Origin of the sequence: Aquimarina aquimarini, from assembly GCF_900299535.1 — a bacterium.
GTDB lineage: Bacteria > Bacteroidota > Bacteroidia > Flavobacteriales > Flavobacteriaceae > Aquimarina > Aquimarina aquimarini.
Map to the genome: position 1 here is coordinate 21,665 of NZ_OMKE01000008.1, position 24,901 is coordinate 46,565.

Here is a 24,901-nt window from a genome sequence, read left to right on the forward strand (position 1 = left end):
ACACTGTACTAGGTGAAGTATAATCTTCACCTAGTTTGTTTATTTAAAATGAATAGATTTAATTTAATTATCTTAAAACTTTTTATTATCATCTTTATTGGATGCAGTAAAGACGATTCTAATGAGTATACCCTTTTACCAGAAAATGAAGAAGAATTTTCTGGAGGAGAAACCACAGTGTTTGATATATCACCAAATGCTTTTGGTTTTTTTGCTAGGAATTTAACTACAGAACAAGAATTAATTTTTGGAACAGGAAATTCTTTATTTAATCAAAGTTGGGTAACAGCGCCTGCGTCTACCATTGCAAGAGATGGGTTAGGTCCTTTTTTTAATGCAAGAGCATGTTCTGGATGTCATTTTAAGGATGGTAGAGGACGTCCCCCAAAATTTGATGGAGAAAAACCTTCTGGACTATTATTTAGATTAAGTGTTCCTGGTGTCAATGCATTAGGAGGAAATCTACCCGATCCCAATTATGGAGGGCAATTTCAGGATGATGTGATACAAGGAATTTTGGTAGAAGGAGATATAAAAATTACATATAAACCTATTGTAGTAACCTATCCAGACGGGGCAACGGTTACTCTGCAAGATCCTACTTATAATTTTGTGAATTTAAATTATGGACCCATGGCAGCCAATGTTCAAATTTCACCTAGAGTAGCCAATCAAATGATAGGACTGGGATTATTGGATGCTGTTCCTGAGGGTATATTATTAAGCTATGCAGATGAGTTTGATAGTGATGGTGATGGTATCTCTGGAAGGCCTAATTATGTATATGATATAGAAACTCAATCTGTAAAAATAGGGCGTTTTGGATGGAAGAGTAACCAGCCCAATTTACGACAGCAGGTTGCAGGCGCTTTTTCTGGAGATTTAGGAATTACCACTTCTTTATTCCCCAATGAGAATTGTCCTAATGGAGTAGACTGTGATGCAATTATCAATGGAGGAACTCCTGAAATTCCAGATGAAAATCTTGATAAAGTAACATTTTATTCGGCAGCACTTGCCGTTCCAGCACGTAGAGACTTTGATAAACAAGAAATATTAGAAGGGAAACAATTGTTTGAAGATGCAGATTGTGTGGCGTGTCATATTCCTGTATTACAAACAGGAACATATCCCATAAAAGCATTAGAAAACCAAACAATTAGGCCCTATACAGATTTACTATTGCATGATATGGGAGACGGACTGGCAGATAATACTCCCGATTTTCTGGCTACAGGAAAAGAATGGAGAACACCTCCTCTTTGGGGAACAGGTCTTATTGAAACAGTAAACGGACATACAAATTTACTTCATGATGGACGAGCACGTACAATTGAAGAGGCAATTTTATGGCATGATGGAGAAGCATTAGCTGCTAAAAATGAATTTATGAACCTTGCAAGTGAGGAAAGAACAAAATTAATAGACTTTATTAAATCACTATAAATGAATTTCTCAATAAAAAAAATAATAGTTATCACTTTGGTAGTAATAAGCATTATAGCTGCTTTACTTGGGTGTGATAGCGATTCAGGATCTGAACCTGATATGGAATTTCACAAAAAAAATCAATTAACTACCATTTATAAATATGGTATATCCCCTTTGAATACAGATTTTGTAAAAGAGACAACTACACTCGTAGAAACTATAAAGCGTTTTCAGAATGATGCTACTTTGGTCAATCTACAAGCAGCTCAAAAACAATGGAAAGCAATTCAAAAGGTATGGAAACAATTAGAACTTTATGACTTAGGTAATATTGCCAGTAGTTTTATTAGTTTCGAGATCAATCGTTGGCCATCAGACATACAAAGAATTGATACAAATATAAAAGGGACTCAGGTATTAAGTACAGCTTTTATTACTTCTTTAGGGTCTTCATCAAAAGGGATTTCTGGTATTGAATATTTATTGTTTTCTAATATAGAAAATACAAGTGTACTAGATATGTATACTACAGATACCTATGCCTCGCGCAGGATGGAATATCTATTGGCCTTGAGTGAAGATTTACAAACAAAATCAATAGCATTACAGGCACTCTGGCAAACTCATGGAGATGGATTTACAACAGCATTAGAGAATGGTATTAGTGGTAGTCAAAATCTGGTAGTTAATGCAATGGTAGCCTTGATAGAAGAAGTTATTCTTACCAAGTTAGGAAAACCATTAGGAGATTCAAATGGAGGAACTGTAGATACACAACTGCTAGAAGCATACTATAGCGAGTTTTCAAAAGAAATACTACAACAACATTTGATAGCATTACAAATGTGTTATACTGGTAATTTTGGGCAAAATACAGAGCAGGAGGGATTTGATGATATTTTAGAGTTGATAGGCAGTAAAGATGTAGCCGATAAATTGATAGAACAGTTCTCAGTATGTCAATCTGCTATTGATGCAATACAAGGAAGTTTACAAGAAGAGATAATCTCTAAACCAGCAGCAGTTGTAGCCCTCAAAAACTCGTTTAGAGATCTATTGGTACTTATCAAAATTGATATGGCGAATAGATTAGGAACTACTATAACATTTAATGATAACGATGGTGATTGATAAAAAATAGAGAACTGAGATTACTTCTTTTTAAAAAAGTTGTCGATCAAAAAATAGCTTTAGGCAAGAATAAATGTTTCATAATTGATAGTTTTTTTGAATAAATATGAGATTACTATATATGCCTCAAGTACGATAGGGATGTTATTTTATTAGCATCCCTATTTTTTTATAGAGGAAACTTTATGATATATTTTTTAATTATATATTACTCTATGAAATTTATCATAATTATATACGACAAAGTATGTGAAAAAATCTGTGATATAGCGATTAAAAGTTGCTTAAAATAGAAAAAAGGTATTTAAAATGATTCTAAAAAGTAATTTAATGTTTTTTTGTGAGTTAAAGTTATTGGATGAATCGATTAGAACCTTAAATTTGTAAACCTTATATAAAAAGAATTTTTGTGATTCAAGATTTTGTTATAGCTATTTTATGGAGCCTTTCTCCGTTTGGAGAGGCCAAAGTAGGGATTCCCTACGGTATGTACAATGGACTAAATATTTATTTGGTGTTTGTAGCATGCTTTTTGGCTAATGTGCTTGTTTTTCCTTTGATGATATTTTTTCTGGAAAAAGTAAATAGTTACCTGTTGAAATGGACATTCTATAAAAAAGCAGCCATATATGTTGCAAGAAAAGCAAAAGTTGGATCAGAAGGTAAGATCAAAAAATATGGCTTCTGGGGGCTTTTATTTTTTGTAATGATTCCTCTTCCTGGTACAGGAGTCTATGCAGGTAGTATTGCTACTTATTTATTTAAAATAAGAAAAAGAGAAGCTTTTGTAGCAAATAGCATAGGTATATTTTTCTCTTCTGTTATTGTATGGGGAACAACTCTACTTACTATAAAAGGGGTTGCCTAATTATTTTTTTGAACTCTTTTTTTGCTAAACCTGACAAAAGTCATTGATAATGAGAGTAAAACATAGTAGCATTGATATATAAATGCATTTATGGAAATATCAAACGACATTGTTTTAAGACCAAGGTTTTTTAAAGATTTAAAAATCCCACCAGAAAAAGCGTTGGAAGCCTTTGAAAAAATAGCAAAAACTTCTCCTGATTTTAAAATAAGTAGAGTAGATCATCATGTTTTTATTCGTATTCCCAAAAAAGAACAACACTTCTGGTCACCTCAATTGCATCTCGAAATTTACGAAACAACAGAAACGCAAACAGAGTTAAAAGGGCTTTTTGGTCCTAGTCCAACCGTTTGGACACTTTTTATGTTCCTACACTTTATAGTTGCTATATTATTTATAAGCGCAGGAATTTGGATGTATGTAAATATGACTCTTGATCAATCGTTTATTTTTCCTGTAGTTAGTATGATTTTCCTGTTAATAGCATGGTTTGTACTCTATTTTGCAGGACGATTAGGTAGAGAAGCAGGCACAACACAAATGAAAGAGTTATACCTGTTTATGAAAAGTACTTTGGAATCCGTATAATCTACTTTAGTTTTTATATCAAAAGAAATTAAGAGCCTTGGTAGGCTTCCTCCCACACGTCGGCAGTTCCTCTTCGTTATGGCTTCATCCTGTTTTACACACATGTAGCTTCGTTCAGTCGCGACTAGGCTATAATTAACCTTGAAGCTGAAACACACTCCAAACGTTGAATTTAACTATATTTACAAGGTCGAAAGGCATACGTTCTTAAAAATAAAAAAAGCAGTTTAGCTGGCGAGGTATGCGCAAAAAAAAGTGTTTTTTCTGAAAAATATGCAGTGACTACTATCCTTTTGGGATGTTACTTCCTAATAGACATGGAAACAGTGCAGACTATAGATACGGCTTCCAAGGACAAGAACTAGACAACGAAATCAAAGGGGAAGGGAACTCTGTTAACTATACATATAGAATGCATGACCCTCGTGTGGGGAGGTTCTTTGCTGTTGACCCTTTAAGTTGGGAATATCCTTGGAATAGCCCATATGCTTTTAGTGAAAATAGGGTTGTTGATGGAATAGGTCTTGAAGGAAGAGAGTGGGATAATGTTATTATGAGATTGTCACTTTATTACTCCAATTGGAAATTAGAAATAACAACTGCTAAAGGAAATGTTCTACAGGGAGCAAATAGATCTAATGATATGATAAATTATCATCCTCAAATAGCAGAAAATAAAAAAGATTTTATGCACGATGTTCAACTTACAGCTGGTTTAACAGAATTAGCAATAGCTAAGCCTCTTGAATTAACAACTATGACAACGATAGTTGCAGGTGTAACAGTTCCCGCGGTTATATATGGGGCTCCAGCTGTTGCAACTCTCATACCAGAGGGAACGGCTATTTATTTAGAAAAAGCTATAGCAGAAGCATCATTAGATGCATTTAAACAATTACTTCAAAATGGAGGAGATGTCGAACAAGTGGATTGGGCTAATGTTGTGATTTCTGGTGTTATTAAAAATAAGGCAGCATCTGATTTTTTCAAAGCTTTTATTGACGCTAAAGAAGGAGATGTGTCTTTAAAAAGTTTAGATGAAGGACTTTATGATTTTGCATTAAGAAGAATTATTGATAAAGGTGTTAAAAAAGCAGGTATCGATAAATCAGAGGGAGCTGATATAGTAAAAAGTGTTTTTGAAAATTTATTAATAAAAATGTTTAAAGATGAAATCCGTAAACAAATAAAAGAAGTAAATATTGAACCTACTAAAATCCCATCTAAAAAAGTTGATGAAAGAGCAAAGAATAATAAGGTAAACGATAAAACTAAAGTAAAAAAAGGTTGATATTTTGATAGGTATAAAAAGAAATCATATAGAAATTATAGGGGTGATTATTGTTCTTTTAATTTCTGTTTTTTTATGGAATTCTAGGAAAAATGAAATTGAAGAAATATCTAAAAATTCATTACCTACTGTTGCAATTATCATTAAACACGAGGTTATAGGAATTGGAGATGGTTATTATGTTACTTATAGATATAATGTTGGAGATCGGGAGTATATAAAAACGGATAATTATTCGAGAAAATTTGCTACTTGTTATAAGGATAGCAGTTGTATTGGTTTGAAGTTTCGTTTATATTATAATATTAATGATCCTGAAAAGTGTGTAATTAATTTTAATCAAGAAATACTTGAATAAACTGTCTTACCCCGCTGGCGCACGAATGATTGATTGCTAGTGCTCGACCCCAGATGGCGCTAGTTTGTCAAAGTAACGGCTACCGCTAAGCTTGGCTTAGTGGCGTGCAAGAGTAACCCGATAGCGCGGATTTGTAATCCGTGCGATTATTAAAGATTGTAATATAAAATAAATATAAAAGCTACTGTAAGAGGTAGCTTTTATGGTTTGTAGATTTTGGCTACCTTTTTAGAAATTGGTAGTGATGGTTTTTTGTTAGGTTTTACTAAATAGATGGGCTTAGCCGTGGTTGGGAAATAAATTTGTTCTGTATTAAAATAAAAATAAAGTATTCTTTTATATGGTACATTTGATATTCAAAAAAAGATTGATTTTTATAACGACAAACTGTGCAGACAAAACAGAATCATTATATAAGAAATACAAACAAGGTATTGGATTATATCGATAAGAACTTAGAGAAATCTTTTTCACTAGAAGAACTATCGTTGATAGCCAATTTTTCAAAATTTCATTTTCGTAGAATATTTATTGCTATTGTAGGAGAATCCCCTTTTCAATATATAGTAAGACTTCGTTTAGAAAAATCAGCATCACTTATTATATCTCAACCACATAAAAGTTTATCAGAGATAGCGTATCAATGTGGTTTCTCTGATCTTTCTATTTTTTCTAGAAGTTTTAAAAAACATTTCAATACTACAGCATCTTTCTACAAAAAAGAAGCCATTCAAAAAAGCAATAATAGTCAAACGAATAGCAATATTCGACATAAGGAAGATAAGATCGCCCCATACTTTTGTCCAGCATCTAAAACAATAAAATGGACAAGTACTATGGAGATTATTAAAAACGTAGAAGTAAGGACGCTTTCTAAAATGACGGTGGCTTATAATAGAAGTTTAGGCCCTTATAAAGGAAATAATGAATTATATCAAAAACATAGAGGAGAGCTCTTTGCTTGGGCGGCATCAAAAGAATTGATGGGTAACGAAGATTTTAAATACCTGATCGTTTATCATGATAACCCCAAAGTAACTCTTAATGATACACAAAGAATGAGTTTATGTGTAACAATCCCTAAGGAAACAGAAACAGACGGTATTATAGGAAAAATGGATATTGAAGAAGGAAAATATGTAGTATGTCAATTTGAGATGTCTGCACAGGATTTTCCAAAAGCATGGGACTGGATTTATGGGCAGTGGTTTCCTACTAATAATTATGTTCCCGATGATAAACCATATTTTGAATTGTATCCAGAGCAACCAAAAGGAGAAATATTCAAAGTTGAGTTTTATGTACCCGTAAAAGCTATTTAAGAAAATGCAATTGAGGGTATGAGATACTAGAAAAGAGCTGAATTATTTATTCAGCTCTTTTCTAGTATCTTTGTTTATGAGCCAAACATTAGTATAAAATAGATCATGTTTTATGCATAAGATCAAGTAAGAAACCTTTTTCTACCAAAAATTAAATGTAGCAAGAATCGGGTTTTATGACCTTCAGAACCTACATACTTTTGTATCATAAAATATAATAAAATGACAGATCAAGAGCATGTTAATTACAATCGAATAGCAGAAGCTATAACGTATATCAAAGAAAATTTTAAAGAGCAACCTTCTTTAAACACGATTGCAGATAGTGTAGATATAAGCCCATATCATTTTCAACGTCTTTTTACCGATTGGGCAGGCGTAAGCCCTAAAAAGTTTATGCAGTATTTAAGTATCAATTATGCCAAACAATTACTAAAAGAGAAACAAGCTACATTATTTGATACAGCATATCAAACAGGTTTGTCTGGTACAAGTCGTTTGCATGATTTATTTATTAATATTGAAGGAATGACTCCTGGAGAATATAAAAATGGAGGGGAGAACCTTTTTATAAATTACAGTTTTGCCGAAAGCCCGTTTGGTAATATTATTGTAGCATCTACCAAAAAAGGAATCTGCCATATAGAATTTTTTGAAGATAAGAAGGAAGCTCTAATAAAAATGAAATGTAGATTTCCAAATGCTAAGTATAATCAAGTTGTAGATACCACACAACAAAATGCACTGTTCATATTTCAAAACGATTGGAGTAAACTCAATCAGATAAAATTGCACTTACAAGGAACACCATTTCAGTTAAAAGTATGGGAAACGCTGTTAAAAATTCCAATGGGTAAGCTATCAACATATGGGGCAATAGCAAAAGAAATTGATAATCCCAACGCATCAAGAGCCATAGGAACAGCAATAGGTGGTAACCCAGTGGCATTTCTGATTCCTTGCCATAGAGTCATTCAATCTACAGGAAATATTGGAGGATATATGTGGGGAAGCACTAGAAAATCAGCAATAATTGGTTGGGAAGCTGCAAAAACTAATGTGTAAATGGAGAGGTTAATTACAAAAATTAAAGCTATTGATTGGGATGATATTGCTTTGAATATGAATGAAAAAGGATATGCCATTATCCCAAAATTAATATCAGAAAAGCAATGTAAGGTATTACTCAATATGTATGACGAACCTATAGCATATAGAAAAACTGTAACCATGGAGCGTTATCGTTTTGGTCTGGGAGAATACAAGTATTTTGACTACCCATTGCCAGAAATAATTCAAACCCTGCGAGAGCAGATATATCCAAAATTAGTACCAATAGCCAATTTATGGATGAAAGTTTTGAAAATGGAAAAAGAATTTCCAGACTCATTGTATGCGTTACAAAAACAATGTCATGATGTCAATCAATTAAAACCAACTCCATTAATTTTGAAGTATGGTAAAGGGGGATACAATACCTTGCATCAAGATTTATATGGAGAGGTGTATTTTCCGCTTCAAGCGGTATTATTTTTAAACGAGCCAAATGTTGATTTTGATGGGGGTGAATTTGTGCTTATGCAACAAATACCAAGAGCACAATCTAAAGCTATAGTACTACAACCTAAAAAAGGGGATATGCTTATTTTTACAACTAATTTTAGACCTATAAAAGGAAAAAAAGGATATTATAGAGCAAATATGAAACATGGGGTGAGTGAATTACATCGTGGGGCAAGACATACAGTAGGCATAATTTTTCATGATGCAATAAGCTAGGATATGATAGCGCATAATGTTATTTTAGATCGTGATTTACGTATTAAAATTAAGAGGAAAGAAATTCTCTTAGGAGGTAATAAGAACTTAAAAATTTATGGTAAGTTAGGCTGTAAATCAGGTAAACGAATGAAGCGTAAAAATCGAGTGTTCTTTTCTAGTGAAAAGGAAGCTTTACAAAATAATTTTCGTCCGTGTGGTCATTGTATGAATAAGGAATATAAAAAATGGAAAAATGAAGCTGTTTAATATAGAAGTGGATGCCACAAAAAATTGGCTCCCAAAAGAGGGAACAGTACATTATTATGGTACATTACTTAACCAAAGGGAAGCAAATCAATATCTAGAATCCTTATTAGATACTATCGAGTGGCGTAATGATGAGGCAATAATTTTTGGGAAAAAGATAATTACCAAACGCAAAGTAGCTTGGTATGGCGAAAAACCTTTTGAATATACGTACTCCAAAACGACAAAATTAGCTTTACCCTGGACAGAGGAGCTATTAGAGTTAAAAACAAAAGTAGAACAAAAAACGGGTGAAACATTTAACTCTTGCTTGTTAAACCTATATCACAATGGGAGCGAAGGCATGGCTTGGCATAGTGATGCTGAAAAAGATTTGAAAAAAAACGGAGCTATAGCGTCTTTGAGCTTTGGAGCAGAACGAAAATTTGCCTTTAAGCATAAAATAACCAAAGAGAAAGTTGAACTGATGCTGGAACACGGTAGCCTACTGGTAATGAAAGGAACTACCCAAACAAATTGGTTACACCGATTACCACAAACAAAATTAATACATACTCCCAGAGTGAACTTAACTTTTAGAACGATTGAGGAAATTAATAGATAGCTACTAAAAATATACTCAAAAGTTGATTTACCTACCTTGAATAGATAGGATAATAGAAGAAATTCTTCAACATTTCAAAAAAAAATACATTTACTGTAACAGTCATCTATGTGTTGTGTCTAAATCGTAAACCAAATAAAAATAAAAAGGTTATGATGTACAAAACACATTCAAAATTATTGATAGTCATGCTATTTTGTGTGATTTCAATACCAATTAATAGTAATGCTCAAATTAAAAAAGAAAAAAAGATGACAACAGAACAAAAAAATGTATTAACAGCTATAGAAAAAATGACAGAAGCTTTTCAAAACAAAGATATTGATAGAGTCATGGCCAGTTATGAGCAAGATGCAGTCGTAGTATTTGAACCAGAAACACCAATATCTGATCCTAAAGTTTTGAGAGAAATGTTTAAGGAAATGGCTATGATAAATCCTATTTTTACCTATAGTGGACATGAAGTTTTTATTGCAGGAACTATAGCAACTCATATTGCACCATGGGAAATGACTGCAAAAACACCTGATGGAATAGAAATTAAACAGAATGGATTATCTATTGCAGTGCTAAGAAAACAAGAAGATGGAAAATGGCTTATGATTTTTGATAATCCTCATGGTCAATTTTTAATGAATAAATAATAGTATAATCGTATTAAAATTTTGTCCTTGTATTTACAAGGGCAAAATTTTATAGTTCATAAAACACAAAATGCGTAGTACATCATTTGATATAACAGTGTCTGACACTATTTTGATAGAAAAATCTCTTGCTGGTGATAAAATTGCACTAGAAAACCTGATTAAAAAGCATCAAGATTGGATTTATAATGTTGCTTTGACATTTACTGGTGATAGTGATGAGGCAGCAGATTTAACACAAGAGGTATTGATTAAAGTGATAACAAAGCTAACTTCATTTCAGAAAAAAAGTAGCTTTAAAACATGGGTGTATCGTATTGTGAAAAATCATTTTTTGAATATGAAAAGGGGTAAATATGAAACCAATTCATTATCATTTGATGAATTTGGACAAGGACTTGACCAATTACCAAATGAGCCTCTTTCTAATTACTCTTTTGAAGTTGAAAATAAATTATTGGTAAAAGAAGCAAAAATAAGTTGTATGAAAGGAATGCTGTTATGCCTTGATAGAGAACAACGAATGATATATATAATTGGAGAATTGTTTGAGTTTACAGATTCGATTGGTAGTGAAATAATGGAAATTTCTAAAGAAAATTTTAGAGTCAAACTACATAGAGCAAAAAAACAATTGTATAATTTTATGAATAATAAATGCGGACTTATCAATAAAAAGAACCCTTGTCGTTGTGCCAGAAAAACAGTAGGATTTATAAAAATGGGATTTGTTGACCCAGTAAACCTACATTTCCAGAAAAAAACGATTACTAGTATCAATAAGGTAATAGATAAAAAAATAGAAACATATAAAGAAGAAATAACCTCTCAATATCAAAAGTTATATCAAGAACATCCCTTTGTACAAAGTCCTGTTATGTTACAGTCGATTAAAGATTTACTCTCTTCAAAAACTATAAAAGAAACCTTTAATTTTGAATAAGAGAAATATATAAATATCAGCTCTTGGGTTTATGATAACCTAAATTTAACTCATTAAAAGAACATTTTTTTGAGAGCTTATATTTATAAAGGATGTAATGTGTTTAAAAATTGTAAGACTCCATTTCTATAACTTGATCCTATAGGAAGTTCTCTTTCATTCACTTCAATATCTTGTTTGGTAAACGCATTAATGTAAGGTACATGTACAAGATAGGAGCGATGTATTCTTAAGAATTGAGCACCTAGTCTTTTTTGCATTACGCCAATGTTTTCTTTGGTCTTAACCGATCCTGTTCTGGTATGAAATGTTATATAATCTTTGAAGCTTTCTATATAATAAATATCGTCTAGAACTAGTTTAATTTTTTTATGTCCCTGCGTTATGAATATTGAAGAAGTCTGTTGTTCTACTTTTTCAGTATTTTCTGTTTTTGAGCCTTTGTTCATCTCATTCAAAAATTTCTGGATTGCCATAAAGAAGCGATCAAAAATGATTGGCTTCAATAAATAATCCAATGCATTTACCTCAAAACCTTCTAGCGCATATTCTCGATATGCCGTTGTGAATATGACTTTAGGTTTTTTTACTAAACTTTTGAAAAAATCAGTCCCTTTCATTACAGGCATATTAATATCTAGAAATAACAGGTCAATATGTTCTTGAGAAAGCAGTGTAGAAGCCTCTAAGGCATTATTACAACTTCCTACAGCTATAAGATTAGGGATTCTAGATACATATTCTTCTATAAGTTCAACAGCCAAAGGTTCATCATCAACTATTAAACAATTGTAGGTTACAGACATATTTGAAGTTGTGTTTTGTATGTATTTTCAGTATTAGTAACTTTTAACTCATGTGTTTTTGGGTAGAGAAGCTCGAGTTGTTTTCTTACATTAAGAAGCCCCAAAGCCTTGCGTTCTGAGGTTACATTCTTTTTGGGAGGTTTAGAATTTTTTAATTCAAAATATAATTGATCACCAGTATTTGCTACTTTTATTTGAATAGTAGCCATATTAATCTCCTCAGATACTCCATGTTTAAAAGCATTTTCTACAAATGTCAATAACAGTAGAGGGGCAATTTTTTCTGCTCCTGTGATAGATTCATCAAAAATCACGTTAACTCTTTTGCCGTACCGTATCTGTTCTAGTTCTAGATATTTATTTATAAGAGTGAGTTCATCTCTTAATAGAACATATTTCTTATCACAACGATATAGCATATAATCTAAGATGTGAGATAAATTTTCTATGACTTTGATTGTCTTTTCAGACTTTTTTAGAGCAAGTAGATATAAACTATTTAATGTATTAAATAAAAAATGTGGGTTTAATTGATTTTTTAACGCATTCAATTCTGCTTCTCGTTTTTTTTCATGTAGTTCAAGAAGTTTTTGTTTTTCTATATAAAATAAAATAGCTACCAGAATTACACAAGGGTAGGCATAGTATAAAGATGTAGAAAAAAATTGATTAAAATTGAAATAGATACTTTGAAAACTGGTAGACTCAAACCGTTGTAAATAGGTTGTATAGGTTGTTGGGTAATTAGGAACCAAATAATATACAAGATAAGAAGTACATAAGGCATGAATAATTGCAAATAATGCCAGAAGAGAAATCGCAAATGCAGTACTTCCTTTTTTGTTTAAAATTTTAGGAAGCAATAACCAACTCATAGTATAAGCAAAAATCATTTGTAATAAAACCTTAAAGGTATATACCTCAATAAGTTCTGTAAAAGTTGAATAGTACCAATTGGCACTAGCTATAGAGAATACTAGGACACAACACCAAAATGCCAAATGCCACCATAGATTATTACTAAGATTGAGTTTTTTCATTGGTATAAAAATAACTGGATATTCTAAGATAGCAATATTTATCAAAATAAGATGGTATCGATGACAAAGAAGCAATTTGCGCATACGAATACATATTAACCACAGAATTAATTAAAATAGCATGGTAATCTGCATATTGATATGCATAAAAGTACTGAACGTCTACTCTCTATTTTTTGGGCACTTCTAACCTATACATTTGGTCAAAATGATAAAAACTGTTATATGAAATATTTGATCTTATTAGTCTCATTTCTTTGTAGTTCTATTACGGTTGGACAAAACGTAGGCACTATTTCTGGAACTATCTTGGATAAAAACCTACAAGAACCACTTGCATTTTCTAGTGTAGTAGTAAAAGATGATAAAGGAACCATTGTGATGGGAACGATTACAGAAGATTCCGGGCAGTTTATACTTACAGATCTTGCACCGCAAACTTATACTATAGAGATAGAATTTATAGGGTATAAATCTCAGCAACATAGTATTGAATTGAAATCAGGAGTACCTGTAAAGGATTTGACAATATATCTTGAAGAAAATGTTGAAATGCTAGAAGGGGTGCTAGTTACCTCTCAAAAATCAACCATAGAACAACGGATAGACAGAAAAATTATAAATGTAGGAAAGGATCTGATTTCACAAGGGCCTTCAGCGATTGATATAATGAATAATCTACCTTCTGTAAATGTCAATTCAGATGGTAATATTACCTTCCGCGGAAGCCAAAATGTAAGAATTCTTATTGATGGTAAGTTAAGCAATCTCGAAAACTCAGGAGATATTCTCCAACAAATACCATCTAATACTATTAAAAAAATAGAACTGATCACGAATCCTTCTGCAAAATATAATCCAGATGGTCTAAACGGAATTATTAATGTGGTATTAAAAAAATCGGGTAATACTGGTTGGAATCTAGGGGTAAACTCAAGTGTTACGATTGCACAAAGAGAACGATATAATAATGGTTTCTCGTTTAATTATAAGCCAGGAGCTACCAATTTTTATGTAGAATATGCAAACAGGTTTGGAGATCAAATTACTGATGGTCGTGTGAACAGGTTTGATCTTAATTCTAATCAGACGACCAGAAATATCAATAATAGAAAGTCTAATAATATAAAACTGGGCACAGATATTTATTTATCTGATAAGCATACGGTTTCGTTATTTACAAATCAAAACTTTTACAAAGCTTATTTTGATGGAGGTAAACAAGTTGTATTTAAACAAAATGAAAGTGAAAATTTTGGACTGAATGATCTCTTAAAACGAAAGAATCATACACAGATATATAATTTGGATTATAAGTGGTTATTTGATAAAGACACGCACTTTTTGGAGTTAGAGGCAGATTATAATAATTATAATAGCGATATGGCTAACAGTTTTGATTTTTCAGGGAACACTAAAACTCCTTTTTATAATGAAAATATAGAAGATCAACGAACTGTTTTAACTCTCAATATTGATTATAGTCTTCCTATCTCAAGTAATTCAAAAATTGAATTAGGGGCAGAAACTCGTATAAATGCTATAGATAATACATATAGTGTTTCTAATCCCAATTTATTGAACTCTGTATTAAACTATGATCGAGATATTTTCTCTTCTTACTTTATGTGGGGGTCCTCTCTTGGTAAATTTAAATTTAACCTAGGATCAAGGTTTGAGTATTATTTGGTCAATGCTTCTTTTGATCAAGAAACTATGGCTGTAACGAATTTTGATCAAAAATTATTTAATGTATTCCCTTCTATATTTGTTGAATACAAAGCCAATTTAGAAAGCCCGCATCAATATCAACTAAGCTACGGTAGAAGGATAGAACGTCCATCTTTTAACCAGATTAATCCGATTAGACAAGTTACCACCCCTCAAATAATAGCGACAGGAAATTTACAATTAATTCCTCAATTTAGTAATGCATTAGAAGTTAATTACCTCTATAGATTTGCTAAAAATTCAATTAGCTTGAGTGGGTTTTACAGAAAGATTGAGGATGAGATCAATAGAATTGGAATCTTTGATCAACAGGATCCTAATTTACTACGATTGAGCTATGATAATTTTGAGAGTAATGATGCATATGGATTAGAGATAGGGATGAATTTTGAAATTACCGATTGGTGGCGTTTTAATTCGAATCTAGAACTGTACTCTAGAGAACAACAAGGAATCATAGACGGTATAGGGGTATCTGTTCAGAATACACTTGCCAATATAAAGCTGACTAATAGTTTTAAAATCAGTAAAAATATAAGAGCATCATTATTTGGATTTTATAGTGGCAGGCAAGAAGTATTGCAATATGAACTCAAACCAAACTATTATATGAATGCAGGATTACGCTATAATTTTGCTAAAGGTAAAGGGAGTTTAAGTATCAATGTAAATGATGTGTTTGGAACACAACGATTTGCTTTTGAGACTTATAGAACGGTTTTTCAGGAAGGAGAATTTTTACGAGATACGCAACAACTCTTTATAGGAGCCTCCTACCGTTTTGGAGGAAAAGTAAGATCAATCTCTAGAAAAAAACGTGATAAAAATATCAAAGCAGATAAATTTCTATAAGCTCAACAAAAAATGTATAATTTTTAAAAAATAATAAAATAAAAAATAATGAGGAGGTCATGTATATCAATCAATTTGTTTTAGCAAAATAGAAGTATTTATAATCACCAATGTTTTGGGGTCATTTAATCAATTATAAGACTTCTATTTGTGGCATCACTCTTTTGGGTGATGCCATTTTTTTATCATATAATTATATAAAGATTTTTATGCGTAGAGTTTTGATATCCAATCTTTTAATTTTGAGCTAATTAATTCTGGATTGTCTTCTTGAATAAAATGTGTTCCTGAACCAATATTTACGGCTTCTGTATTAGGGATATTCTCTATAATCCAATTTCTAACAGGTTCTGGCATAAAGGCCCCTGGCTCTGCATAGAAAAATAACTTAGAGATAGTTGATTGCTGTAGTTTCTCTCTATAGTTTTTAACAATAAATGATGTTAATTCTGGTTTACCGTTTAAAGGCACTTGAGAAACGAATTTCCAAATAGGTTTTCGACTATTTACTGTTTTAAAAGGACTTTTGTAAGCTTCTAATTCATCCTTGGTAAAATCACGAACTACCCATGTTGGCAGAACATCATTTAAGAAAATATTATCTTCAGCAATCATTTTCCACCCATTTTCCCCTCGTAATTGTTTAAAAAAATCAAGCGTATTTTTATCAAAGTAAGAACCAATATCTTGAATAATACCTTCCATAAAAGCAATTCCTTTTATATTCTCGGGATGATTTGCAAAGTAATTAAACCCTAGACCAGAACCCTAATCATGCATAACCAAGATGATGTTCTTAAGATCTAATTGTTTAATAAGAGTTTCTAAGTAAGCATATTGCTCTAGGTAGGTATAATCAATTGTAGGTTTATCAGATTTTCCCATTCCTATTAAGTCAGGAATATAGATAGAATGGCCTGTTTCTAGGATTTTAGGGGCAATATTTCTCCATAGATAACTATTAGAAGGATTGCCATGAAGAAAAAGAATAGGATCTCCTTTTCCTTTTTCATTAGAAAGAACATGCATTTTACTTCCTAATACTTCATGATAGGTTGATTTAAAGAGTGGGTTATTTATAGACATAGCTTTTTTAATGTGTTATTTAAGTATTTATTGAGCAAATTTAAATACATTTGATATATAAAGAAAATGAATTGTTTTTATTATAATCATAAAATAAATGAATATATCTCTTAAGAACTTAAAACTGGTAAACGTAATAGTCAAAGAAGGTTCTATAACTAGGGCATCTGAAAAACTATTTCTTTCTCAACCAGCATTGAGTCATCAGTTAAAAAAATTAGAAGAAGAATTAGGTCTTAAGGTTTTCAATAGAATAAATAAAAAACTTGTACTCACAGAGACAGGGCAAATACTTTTTAATACATCAGAAAAGATATTGGTATCTTTTATTCAACTTAATAACCAAATTGAGGAGGTTAAAAATGGAAAAAAGCGATCAATTCGCATAACTACAGAATGTTATACGACGTATCATTGGTTGTCAAAAGTAGTTGAAGGATTTAGGAAAGAGAATGAGAATATAGCTATAGATATTGTAATAGAAGCGACTAAAGAACCTCTTAAGTATTTACTAGAAGGTAAAATAGATTTAGCTATTGTGAGTACCATGAGTAGTCACCCATCTATTCATTTTCAACCTGTAGTACAAGATGAAATGATGGTAGTAATGGCAAGAGAAAATAACTTAGCTCACCATAGGATTATTGATTTACCTGATCTGATAGAACAAAATTTGATTCTTTATGATTTACCAGAAGAAAAAAATTATGTACTTACTCATATTTTACAGAATAATAAAGAAACTGTAAAATCAATTCAGAAAGTACAACTTACAGAAGCTATTATTCAATTAGTTCGAGCTAATTTGGGGATTACAATTATGGCAAAATGGGCTCTTGACCCTTTTTTACAGGATGCGCAATTGAAGGTTGTACCTTTTAAATCTACTAGAGGTATGCGAACATGGTATACTGCCAGTCTAAACAAAACCTCAGAATTAGAGATGTTGTTTGCAGCTCAAATAAAAATAGCCTTAACTTAAGCTTCATAATAATATATAATGGGAGATTTAATACAGTTAAATAAAGAAAATATATCAGACGAACATATCTGTTGTGCGATATCAGATAAAAAGTGTTCTGATAGTTATCAAGCAAAAAAAGACTGGTTGACAAAAGAGTTTGATAATGGGTATGTTTTTAGAAGGATTGATGAACGAGCAAAAGTCTTTATAGAATACGGGCCAGCAGAGAATGCCTGGATTCCGATAACAGCACCAAATTACTTGAACATTAATTGTTTTTGGGTTTCAGGAAAATATAAAAAGAAGGGATACGGAAAAGAGCTTTTGAAAACAGCTTTTGATGATGCCAAAAATCAAGGAAAAGATGGTTTGGTAACAGTAGTAGGAATCAAGAAATTTCATTTTATGAGTGATACAAAATGGTTTTTAAAACAAGGATTTGAAGAGGTGGAGAGAATTTCTAGTGGATTTAGTTTATTAGTAAAGAAAATAAATTCAAAAGCTGAATTACCTAAATTTAATGAATCTGTAAAAAGTGGAGAATGCTCTGAGAAAAAAGGAATTGTAGTTTATTATTCTAATCGTTGTCCTTTTGCAGAATTTCACGCAAAAAATTCTTTGATTGAAACTGCAAAAAATAGAAAGCTTCCATTAAAAATAATTAAACTAGAAACAATAAAACAAGCGAAATCAGCTCCAAGCCCGGCAACCATTTTTAGTTTATTTTATAATGGCAAATTCATGACAACAGATATTAGTGTTTGTATGGATACAAGGTATGATAAGATAATGGATAAGATAATAAAGTAATTAATGATATATATCTATTTACTATTGTAAAAAGTCAGGATAAATGTTTAAATAGATACTATTTCTGGTAACATTTGTAACTATCAAGACATATATAGAGAAACAATAACAAAAAATGAAAAAAAGAAGTCTATTGATAGTTTTGGTATGTATGTTATTATCTATATCACTTAATGCCCAAGAAACGAATTTTAAATTCGGAATAAAAGGAGGAGGAAACTATTCAAAATATACGCCAGATTTGACTGCAGCAGGGATGGATATTGCAGAATTTAAAAGAAAAATCGGTTTTTATTTTGGAGGATTTGTAAATATAAAGGTTAATGAAAAAATAAGAATTCAACCAGAAGTACTTTTTGCATTACAAGGCACTAAAATTTTGATAGAAGGGTTTGAATTAAGAGGAGGCCCTAATGAGATACCTATAGCAGGAGACTTTAAGGCAAATATAGATGAATCAATACTCATAGCTCCTATTGCGATGCACTATTTTTTTACTTAGAATTTTTATATGGAAACAGGACCACAATTTGGTTATATAATTAATATCAAGGAGAATATTAAAGAAAGTCCTTTTGAAGAATTTGGAGTTAATAATACCCCTATATATATATTATCGGATCATAATAAATTTGATTTTGGACTACTAATAGGCGCAGGTTATAAATTATCTAATAATTTGGGGCTTAATAGTAGGTTTTTATTTGGTTTAACTGAAAGAGGTGATTCTACGAAAGCATCAGTTTTTAATCTAGGAATTGAATATACATTGTAAATATTTGCATTGTAATAAGATAAAATGGATAGATCAAAATAGCTTATAAACCCTAGATTATTAAATGTTTTATCATAAAGGATTTTAAAATTTAAAATCTAGTAGTAGTAGAGTTTTGAAAACCGAGTTTGAAATCTTAACTTTGTAGTCCAAATTATAACCTATATTATTATGCGTGGAGTAAGTATTTTTAGAGTAAGTAGAGTAGTACTTACGCTAATGGTTTTATGCTTTTTTATACAAGGAAATGCACAAAACGACCAAATAGCACTTAGAGCTATGGGTAAAAAAGAATTTTCTGTTAAAAGTCTCAACGGGATACCATACACAGTAGTCATAGAATCAAGTAATAGCGACGGTCAGTTTCATTTAGGAAGTACAGGTAGACTTACTTTTAAGATAGATGATATGATTGATACCAGAAGTACACTGAGAATTGTATTTGAAGAAGAGATATATCACTCTCTAGAAGATAAACTCCTAGAACAATATAAGGCCGATATAGAGTGGATACAATCTGAGCTTGAAATTAAAGAAAGTGAACTCAAAATGTTTCCAACTCGTCCAGTGTTTACAGATGCAGGTCTAGAGAAGCTAAAAGGCAAAGTGTTTGAATATGTAACAAACGATAGAAAAGAAAGCTATTTTAACCGATGGATAGAAAAGATCAACTATTCTGTTGGAGCAGTAGGTTTTTTTAGAGAATTGTATGCAGCATCTAATGGAGAAGATAATTCACAACGACATAATTTCTTACCGATTAATATCTATGATGAATTGAATAATAGATAGTTGTTATATATAACAACCTTATATTTTTTTTGTGTAAGCTATTTATTTACGAAATAAGATTTTAACGCTACGAGTTTGTTTCAAAATTAAAAGTTTATTGTCAAACAAATACAATACTTTTTGGGCTTGTTCCAAGATAGTTTTGTTTTTGAGTGTTTCTAAAAAATTAGAAACAGCTTCTTTATAATTAATTATGAAAGAATCTACTAGGGTGTATTGAGATGTAGATGCTTTTATTTCCCTAGTATTAATAGGGTAGGGGGGAATTATTTACATTTACTCAAAAAGAGATATGTGAGGTAACAGATAATGCTTAGTCTACAAGGTTAAACACTCGTATAAAATTCCTGAAGTTACTTTTGTTAGTTTATTATGTTATATCTATCATCAATAGATAACTTCTACGTTGTTATTTATGTAATAAAATGTTTTACAGAAATGTATCGTTTTATAAATTTTGACTACCAAACTTTTTTGAGGAGTTGTTTTTCTTTTCTATCTTGTAGAAGGAAGAAGAAAAAATACTTCAGTATTGAATAACTTATTCCTTTCGAAAAAAAGAATAAGAGAAAAATACTGGTTTTTGATTGATTAAAAAATTGGATAGACCAGTTAGTGGAATACAATTTTGTAGTAATTAAAATACTACAAGAATTTTTGTGCTAACTAAATTTAATGTCTAATCAATAATTTTTAATCTAATTATTATGACTTTTAAAACCTTCAATTCAATTCAGTTTACGTATAAGTATTCTGTACATAAAATATGCATGTTACTATGTGTGTTTTTTTTACTCACACCGTATTTTAATTTTGCTCAGAATGAGTTGCCACGACATTATACGAAGTATAATATGGAAATAAAATCTAGTGACAATCAGGGTAAAAATAACTCACAAATTATTACACAAATTATATCAGAAAAAGGGGCTATCTGGTTACGTTTATTTCTTACAAATGTAAACTTAGGAAACAATAGTACATTAACTATCACATCAGTATTAGATGGGGCCACACAAACACTAACATCAAGAACTATTAAAGAATGGAAGAATACCACAGCTTATTTTAATGGAGATAAAGTAATTATGAAGCTAACAATAGCCCCAGGAGAAGCTGCTATTGGATTTACTATTGCAGAACTTGGAGTTGGCGAAAAAGATCCTGAAGTAAAGAGTCAATGCGGCTCAGCTGATAATAGGGTAGGTTCAAATGATGCTGCTATAGGTAGAATTGTACCGATCGGATGTACTGGATGGATTATATCAAACGGAAGACTAGTTACTGCGGGGCATTGTGTAGGAAGCAGAGCGCAACTTATAGAATTTAATGTGCCTAAGTCTAATTCAGGCGGAAGTATTGTACATCCAGGGCCAGAAGATCAGTACCCTATCGGTAGTTTTGTTACCGATTATGTTAGAGGAAGACCCGAAACTGATTGGGCTGTATTTACCGCAAGCGCAAATTCACAAACAGGTCAAACACCTATCCAAGCGCAAAGAAAATCATTTAATGTAGTACAAAGTGCTCCAAGCAGTAACATAACGATTACAGGCTTTGGTACTGATACAGGTAGAGATAATCAAACACAACAGACACATACAGGGCCATTATCATCGGTAAATAATACATTTGTTAGATATCGAACAGATACTACAGGGGGTAACTCAGGAAGCCCAATTATTGATACTGCTACAGGGAATGCTATAGGGGTTCATGCGTATGGTGGATGTTCTGGTTCTAGTGGATCTAATTTTGGAGAAAGAGCTACAATACCTGCTTTTTGGAATGCTATGGGGCTCGTTGATGTTCCTTCAGGTCCTATTGTTCGTATGATTAAAAGAAATGCTCCTGGATTTGCTTTGGATGGAGGTAATGGAGGGGCTAATGCTCAAAATGTATATCTCTGGTCCAACAACGGTAGCAATGTGAATCAACAATGGATAGAAGTCGATCAAGGAAGTGGTTTTTATTCATATGTTAAAAAAGGAACTAACTTTGCTATGGATGGAGGTAATGGTGGTGCTAATAGGCAAAATCTTTACTTGTGGAGGTATAATAAAAATAACTTCAATCAACATTGGAAAAAAGTAAATGTTGGAGGCGGGCATTTTAGATTAGAAAAACGGAATGCTCCAGGGTTCTCAATAGATGGAAATGGTGGCGGTGGAAATGGGCAAAATACCTATTTATGGAGTTCCAATAATAACAATCAAAATCAGCACTGGAAATTTATTACAGTTAATCCTATTGTTCGTATGGTAAAAAGAAATGCTCCTGGATTTGCTTTGGATGGTGGTAATGGAGGGGCTAATACCCAAAATGTATACCTCTGGTCTAACAGTGCAAATAATGTGAATCAGCAATGGGAAGAAATCAACCAAGGAGGCGGTTTTTACTCATATGTAAAAAAAGGAACTAATTTTGCTATGGATGGAGGTAATGGTGGTGCTAATAGACAAAATCTTTATTTATGGACGTATAACAAAAATAATTTCAATCAACATTGGAAAAAAGTGGATGTTGGAGGCGGGCATTTTAGATTAGAAAAACGGAATGCTCCTGGGTTCTCAATAGATGGAAATGGTGGTGGTGGAAATGGACAAAACACCTATTTGTGGAGTTCTAATAATAACAATCAAAACCAACATTGGAAATTCATCGTGGCAGAATCATTTGCTAATGCTTTGATAGAAATTGCTTTTAATGAGTCTGTAAAGGATGATCATGAATCGGTAGTTTCTGTATTTCCTAACCCAGCAACAAATTCTTTTTCTATTAAGTTAGGCGACAATATGAAAAATGCTATTGCTACTATCCACTCTGCTAATGCTATGGGTAAAGCAAAAGTTCAAATAAATTTACAGCCAGGGGTAAATACGATATCTGCCCGTAGTTTGTCTTTAGGTAAAGGAATTTATCTAATTAGGATCTATAGTGATCAAGGGTATATTACTAAGAAATTATTCTTGAATTAATATAACATATAGAAGACATTAAATTTATAGTTAGTAAACACCTCGATCTTTGTGTTGGGGTGTTTTTTTATTAAAATAATGTGATGATATAGAGAGGAAACTTTTGTGTTTTTATTTGACTAGTTATCTTGAGATATTGCATAAATTTTTGCTTGGTACATAAGTAAGTATATGTTTACATCAAATGTAAAACTATACAGTATGAGCAGAAAAAGTATAACATAAAACCTATTTGCCGATACAATATGTGTCAAACCATTGTAAATAAAGGAGTAAGAGGCTAAAAGGTGTACTAATGGTGAGAGCTTTTGTCTGTTTTTAGTAGGGTTTTGGTTGACTTCGCTTCGAGTAATTAATGGTTATTTTTTTATTTTATTTGAGCCCCTGGAAACTTTATATCTATGTGATTATAAAGTTGCCTCATTTTAGAACGCCAACTAATTCTTGCTTCTTGCCATGATTTAGAATTTGGCATGATATCTATCCTATCTTGTAAATGAAATGGTCTGGATTGATTATGAGATTGAATCTTATCAAATGACAATAATAGGTTAGGTTTATCGATTGGACTAAATTCGTTATCGAGATCAAATATAGTGCGATGTTCTGGGAGGTTAAATTTCTCCAATTTGCTTTTTAAAAGCTCGTATAGCTTAGTTAGATCAACAGTATCTGTAATAAAATCTAGATCATAAATATCTTTTTTAGCCGTTCTGTTTGCAGCACTACTTAATTTATAGGTTCCAATATCATTAATAGATAGTAATCTAACATCGTCTAATTGCTCTGATTCTTCTAGGTTCTTAAAGTTTTGAAGTAACTCTATTTTAATTGTTTCATTATTCTTTTTTAGAAAAAATCGCATAAAACAAAACTGATCATCAATATTACATGGATAGCTAAGTCCTGATACTCGGTTTCCATAAAATTGTTTTAATTCTTTTTCTATGGCTGTAAATCCCTTTTTACCAATAATGTCAGGACAAAATAAATCTATATCAATAGACTTTCAATGATTAAACCAGAGAGCAATATTTGTTCCTCCTCCTAATGAAAAGTTATGAAGATTTTTGAGATTTTGTAATTCTATAATAGATTCTGAAATTTCTATAGAAACTGCATTCATAAGCGGAAACGCTTAAAAGGCTCAGTGTTATATCTTTTGGATACCAGATCACAAACCAAATTACTAATCCTTTCCTTAGTATTCTTCAAGTAAAAAAGTATCTGGTCTTTTTTATATATTTTTTCCAGTAGTGTTATGTCTTTAAGAAAAGTTTGTTCAGTTGTAGCAAATAAAGCTCTAGGAATAATAATATCCTTGTCTTGTTGAAAGTCAAGTCTATCCATATCCATGTCCCAAAATAAGTGTTTTGGAAAAAAGCTTGATATACTTTTTGTTTTTGCCATGGTACAAAGATAATTAATATTTTTTATGTTGATTAAAACACATATAACGATATATCATTAATACTAGCTCTATTCATTATATTCTAATTTAAAGTATGCCTGTCGATTCAAAAAATAATCTTAGGTAATCTAGAGTTTTAAAAAGTTGATATATGAATTTTAATATTTTAAAAAGGTTTATTAAATATGGTGTTAATAAACTTTTTTTTCTTAGGAATAATACCACTATAATTGTTGCATCAAATAATTTTGATACTCCCTGTATCGTTATAGGGTTGTCTGTTTCGGGTTGAGGGTTTGCCTTTTGAAGTAATAAGACTTTTAATTCGCTTTGTCCTTTTTGATACTTGGTAACTACATTTGGCAGGTTTTCAAATTTTAATGTTTTCACTATACTGTTTTTTACAAATTCAGTACAATAATAGTTTCACATTTTGGAGGGTCGCTAG

25 protein-coding genes and 1 pseudogene are annotated in these 24,901 nt (G+C 31.5%); 19 read left to right on the forward strand and 7 right to left on the reverse strand.

The genetic code is table 11. From position 1 onward, the window contains the following. Positions 1 to 48: 48 nt before the first annotated feature. The 13 genes from DG508_RS03370 to DG508_RS03430 all read left to right on the forward strand — a co-directional run bounded on the left by DG508_RS03370 (position 49) and on the right by DG508_RS03430 (position 11,208). A complete protein-coding gene (locus DG508_RS03370; protein ID WP_108866784.1) occupies positions 49 to 1,446 on the forward strand; it encodes a di-heme oxidoreductase family protein in 1,398 nt (465 codons plus the stop codon). Then, on the forward strand, positions 1,447 to 2,562 hold the full coding sequence (locus DG508_RS03375; RefSeq protein WP_108866785.1) for an imelysin family protein: 1,116 nt from the start codon (positions 1,447 to 1,449) through the stop codon (positions 2,560 to 2,562). A 409-nt stretch (positions 2,563 to 2,971) separates the two neighbouring features. Next, complete coding sequence (locus DG508_RS03380) at positions 2,972 to 3,430, forward strand: COG2426 family protein (RefSeq protein ID WP_103866224.1); 459 nt, start codon at positions 2,972 to 2,974, stop codon at positions 3,428 to 3,430. Positions 3,431 to 3,520: 90 nt separating this feature from the next. Further along, positions 3,521 to 4,018 carry a GTP-binding protein gene (locus tag DG508_RS03385; protein WP_108866786.1) on the forward strand — a complete coding sequence of 166 codons (498 nt, stop codon included), beginning with the start codon at positions 3,521 to 3,523 and terminating at the stop codon, positions 4,016 to 4,018. A gap of 271 nt (positions 4,019 to 4,289) precedes the next feature. Then, on the forward strand, positions 4,290 to 5,309 hold the full coding sequence (locus DG508_RS03390) for an RHS repeat domain-containing protein (RefSeq protein WP_255412524.1): 1,020 nt from the start codon (positions 4,290 to 4,292) through the stop codon (positions 5,307 to 5,309). Positions 5,310 to 5,313: 4 nt separating this feature from the next. After that, complete coding sequence (locus DG508_RS03395; RefSeq protein ID WP_108866788.1) at positions 5,314 to 5,667, forward strand: hypothetical protein; 354 nt, start codon at positions 5,314 to 5,316, stop codon at positions 5,665 to 5,667. Between the two features lie 389 nt (positions 5,668 to 6,056). Further along, positions 6,057 to 6,989, forward strand: coding sequence for an AraC family transcriptional regulator (locus DG508_RS03400; RefSeq protein ID WP_108866789.1), 933 nt, complete (start codon positions 6,057 to 6,059; stop codon positions 6,987 to 6,989). 222 nt (positions 6,990 to 7,211) lie between these two features. Continuing rightward, positions 7,212 to 8,054, forward strand: a complete 843-nt coding sequence (locus DG508_RS03405; RefSeq protein WP_108866790.1) for a bifunctional helix-turn-helix domain-containing protein/methylated-DNA--[protein]-cysteine S-methyltransferase — start codon at positions 7,212 to 7,214, stop codon at positions 8,052 to 8,054. Continuing rightward, complete coding sequence (locus DG508_RS03410; RefSeq protein WP_108866791.1) at positions 8,055 to 8,768, forward strand: 2OG-Fe(II) oxygenase; 714 nt, start codon at positions 8,055 to 8,057, stop codon at positions 8,766 to 8,768. It begins immediately after the preceding gene. A 3-nt stretch (positions 8,769 to 8,771) separates the two neighbouring features. Continuing rightward, complete coding sequence (locus tag DG508_RS03415; RefSeq protein ID WP_103866219.1) at positions 8,772 to 9,017, forward strand: Ada metal-binding domain-containing protein; 246 nt, start codon at positions 8,772 to 8,774, stop codon at positions 9,015 to 9,017. Further along, a complete protein-coding gene (locus DG508_RS03420) occupies positions 9,004 to 9,621 on the forward strand; it encodes an alpha-ketoglutarate-dependent dioxygenase AlkB family protein (protein ID WP_108866792.1) in 618 nt (205 codons plus the stop codon). The genes DG508_RS03415 and DG508_RS03420 overlap by 14 nt, the downstream gene beginning before the upstream one ends. Before the next feature lie 152 nt (positions 9,622 to 9,773). Then, positions 9,774 to 10,265: a YybH family protein gene (locus DG508_RS03425; protein WP_108866793.1), complete on the forward strand. Its 492-nt coding sequence runs from the start codon at positions 9,774 to 9,776 to the stop codon at positions 10,263 to 10,265. A 70-nt stretch (positions 10,266 to 10,335) separates the two neighbouring features. Beyond that, complete coding sequence (locus DG508_RS03430) at positions 10,336 to 11,208, forward strand: RNA polymerase sigma factor (protein WP_108866794.1); 873 nt, start codon at positions 10,336 to 10,338, stop codon at positions 11,206 to 11,208. A gap of 83 nt (positions 11,209 to 11,291) precedes the next feature. Here the strand turns inward: DG508_RS03430 and DG508_RS03435 are convergent, their stop codons facing one another. Beyond that, positions 11,292 to 12,014 (reverse strand): LytR/AlgR family response regulator transcription factor, encoded by a 723-nt coding sequence (locus DG508_RS03435; protein WP_108866795.1) that lies wholly within the window; start codon positions 12,012 to 12,014, stop codon positions 11,292 to 11,294. Then, on the reverse strand, positions 12,005 to 13,054 hold the full coding sequence (locus tag DG508_RS03440; RefSeq protein WP_159090641.1) for a sensor histidine kinase: 1,050 nt from the start codon (positions 13,052 to 13,054) through the stop codon (positions 12,005 to 12,007). Before DG508_RS03440 ends, DG508_RS03435 begins: the two co-directional genes overlap by 10 nt. A 225-nt stretch (positions 13,055 to 13,279) precedes the next feature. Between DG508_RS03440 and DG508_RS03445 the strand changes: the two genes are divergently transcribed. Beyond that, positions 13,280 to 15,637 (forward strand): TonB-dependent receptor, encoded by a 2,358-nt coding sequence (locus DG508_RS03445; RefSeq protein ID WP_159090643.1) that lies wholly within the window; start codon positions 13,280 to 13,282, stop codon positions 15,635 to 15,637. 207 nt (positions 15,638 to 15,844) lie between these two features. Here DG508_RS03445 and DG508_RS03450 read toward each other — a convergent pair whose 3' ends face one another. Both DG508_RS03450 and DG508_RS03455 read right to left on the reverse strand, forming a co-directional pair. Beyond that, positions 15,845 to 16,342, reverse strand: coding sequence for a hypothetical protein (locus DG508_RS03450; protein ID WP_108866798.1), 498 nt, complete (start codon positions 16,340 to 16,342; stop codon positions 15,845 to 15,847). Between the two features lie 63 nt (positions 16,343 to 16,405). Further along, entirely contained in the window at positions 16,406 to 16,723 is a 318-nt protein-coding gene (locus tag DG508_RS03455; RefSeq protein WP_108866799.1) for an alpha/beta fold hydrolase, read from the reverse strand. 97 nt (positions 16,724 to 16,820) lie between these two features. On the opposite strand from DG508_RS03455, the gene DG508_RS03460 reads away from it, so the two are divergent. From DG508_RS03460 to DG508_RS03485, 5 genes and pseudogenes are all read left to right on the forward strand, one after another. Beyond that, on the forward strand, positions 16,821 to 17,705 hold the full coding sequence (locus DG508_RS03460; protein ID WP_108866800.1) for a LysR family transcriptional regulator: 885 nt from the start codon (positions 16,821 to 16,823) through the stop codon (positions 17,703 to 17,705). Between the two features lie 18 nt (positions 17,706 to 17,723). Beyond that, positions 17,724 to 18,497 (forward strand): GNAT family N-acetyltransferase, encoded by a 774-nt coding sequence (locus DG508_RS03465; protein WP_108866801.1) that lies wholly within the window; start codon positions 17,724 to 17,726, stop codon positions 18,495 to 18,497. Positions 18,498 to 18,648: 151 nt separating this feature from the next. Further along, positions 18,649 to 19,272: pseudogene (locus DG508_RS21235) on the forward strand (porin family protein). 171 nt (positions 19,273 to 19,443) lie between these two features. Next, positions 19,444 to 20,064: a hypothetical protein gene (locus tag DG508_RS03480; RefSeq protein ID WP_108866804.1), complete on the forward strand. Its 621-nt coding sequence runs from the start codon at positions 19,444 to 19,446 to the stop codon at positions 20,062 to 20,064. 854 nt (positions 20,065 to 20,918) lie between these two features. Beyond that, positions 20,919 to 23,042 (forward strand): RICIN domain-containing protein, encoded by a 2,124-nt coding sequence (locus tag DG508_RS03485; protein ID WP_159090645.1) that lies wholly within the window; start codon positions 20,919 to 20,921, stop codon positions 23,040 to 23,042. A gap of 367 nt (positions 23,043 to 23,409) precedes the next feature. On the opposite strand, the gene DG508_RS03490 is transcribed toward DG508_RS03485, so the two are convergent. The 3 genes from DG508_RS03490 to DG508_RS03500 all read right to left on the reverse strand — a co-directional run bounded on the left by DG508_RS03490 (position 23,410) and on the right by DG508_RS03500 (position 24,843). Further along, entirely contained in the window at positions 23,410 to 24,045 is a 636-nt protein-coding gene (locus tag DG508_RS03490; RefSeq protein ID WP_328515266.1) for a hypothetical protein, read from the reverse strand. Between the two features lie 119 nt (positions 24,046 to 24,164). After that, positions 24,165 to 24,452 carry a DUF6922 domain-containing protein gene (locus DG508_RS03495; protein ID WP_108866807.1) on the reverse strand — a complete coding sequence of 96 codons (288 nt, stop codon included), beginning with the start codon at positions 24,450 to 24,452 and terminating at the stop codon, positions 24,165 to 24,167. Positions 24,453 to 24,540: 88 nt separating this feature from the next. Beyond that, entirely contained in the window at positions 24,541 to 24,843 is a 303-nt protein-coding gene (locus DG508_RS03500) for a hypothetical protein (RefSeq protein WP_108866808.1), read from the reverse strand. Between the last annotated feature and the right edge of the window lie 58 nt (positions 24,844 to 24,901).

Bases quoted from the DNA above. Each gene is read 5' to 3' on its own strand.
- DG508_RS03450 (WP_108866798.1), bottom strand. From the start codon at position 16,342: ATGGAAGGTATTATTCAAGATATTGGTTCTTACTTTGATAAAAATACG.
- DG508_RS03410 (WP_108866791.1), top strand. From the start codon at position 8,055: ATGGAGAGGTTAATTACAAAAATTAAAGCTATTGATTGGGATGATATT.
- DG508_RS03385 (WP_108866786.1), top strand. From the start codon at position 3,521: ATGGAAATATCAAACGACATTGTTTTAAGACCAAGGTTTTTTAAAGAT.
- DG508_RS03405 (WP_108866790.1), top strand. From the start codon at position 7,212: ATGACAGATCAAGAGCATGTTAATTACAATCGAATAGCAGAAGCTATA.
- DG508_RS03440 (WP_159090641.1), bottom strand. From the start codon at position 13,054: ATGAAAAAACTCAATCTTAGTAATAATCTATGGTGGCATTTGGCATTT.
- DG508_RS03425 (WP_108866793.1), top strand. From the start codon at position 9,774: ATGATGTACAAAACACATTCAAAATTATTGATAGTCATGCTATTTTGT.
- DG508_RS03485 (WP_159090645.1), top strand. From the start codon at position 20,919: ATGGAAATAAAATCTAGTGACAATCAGGGTAAAAATAACTCACAAATT.
- DG508_RS03460 (WP_108866800.1), top strand. From the start codon at position 16,821: ATGAATATATCTCTTAAGAACTTAAAACTGGTAAACGTAATAGTCAAA.
- DG508_RS03420 (WP_108866792.1), top strand. From the start codon at position 9,004: ATGAAGCTGTTTAATATAGAAGTGGATGCCACAAAAAATTGGCTCCCA.
- DG508_RS03495 (WP_108866807.1), bottom strand. From the start codon at position 24,452: ATGGCAAAAACAAAAAGTATATCAAGCTTTTTTCCAAAACACTTATTT.
- DG508_RS03465 (WP_108866801.1), top strand. From the start codon at position 17,724: ATGGGAGATTTAATACAGTTAAATAAAGAAAATATATCAGACGAACAT.
- DG508_RS03435 (WP_108866795.1), bottom strand. From the start codon at position 12,014: ATGTCTGTAACCTACAATTGTTTAATAGTTGATGATGAACCTTTGGCT.
- DG508_RS03375 (WP_108866785.1), top strand. From the start codon at position 1,447: ATGAATTTCTCAATAAAAAAAATAATAGTTATCACTTTGGTAGTAATA.
- DG508_RS03445 (WP_159090643.1), top strand. From the start codon at position 13,280: ATGAAATATTTGATCTTATTAGTCTCATTTCTTTGTAGTTCTATTACG.
- DG508_RS03370 (WP_108866784.1), top strand. From the start codon at position 49: ATGAATAGATTTAATTTAATTATCTTAAAACTTTTTATTATCATCTTT.
- DG508_RS03415 (WP_103866219.1), top strand. From the start codon at position 8,772: ATGATAGCGCATAATGTTATTTTAGATCGTGATTTACGTATTAAAATT.
- DG508_RS03480 (WP_108866804.1), top strand. From the start codon at position 19,444: ATGCGTGGAGTAAGTATTTTTAGAGTAAGTAGAGTAGTACTTACGCTA.
- DG508_RS03455 (WP_108866799.1), bottom strand. From the start codon at position 16,723: ATGTCTATAAATAACCCACTCTTTAAATCAACCTATCATGAAGTATTA.
- DG508_RS03430 (WP_108866794.1), top strand. From the start codon at position 10,336: ATGCGTAGTACATCATTTGATATAACAGTGTCTGACACTATTTTGATA.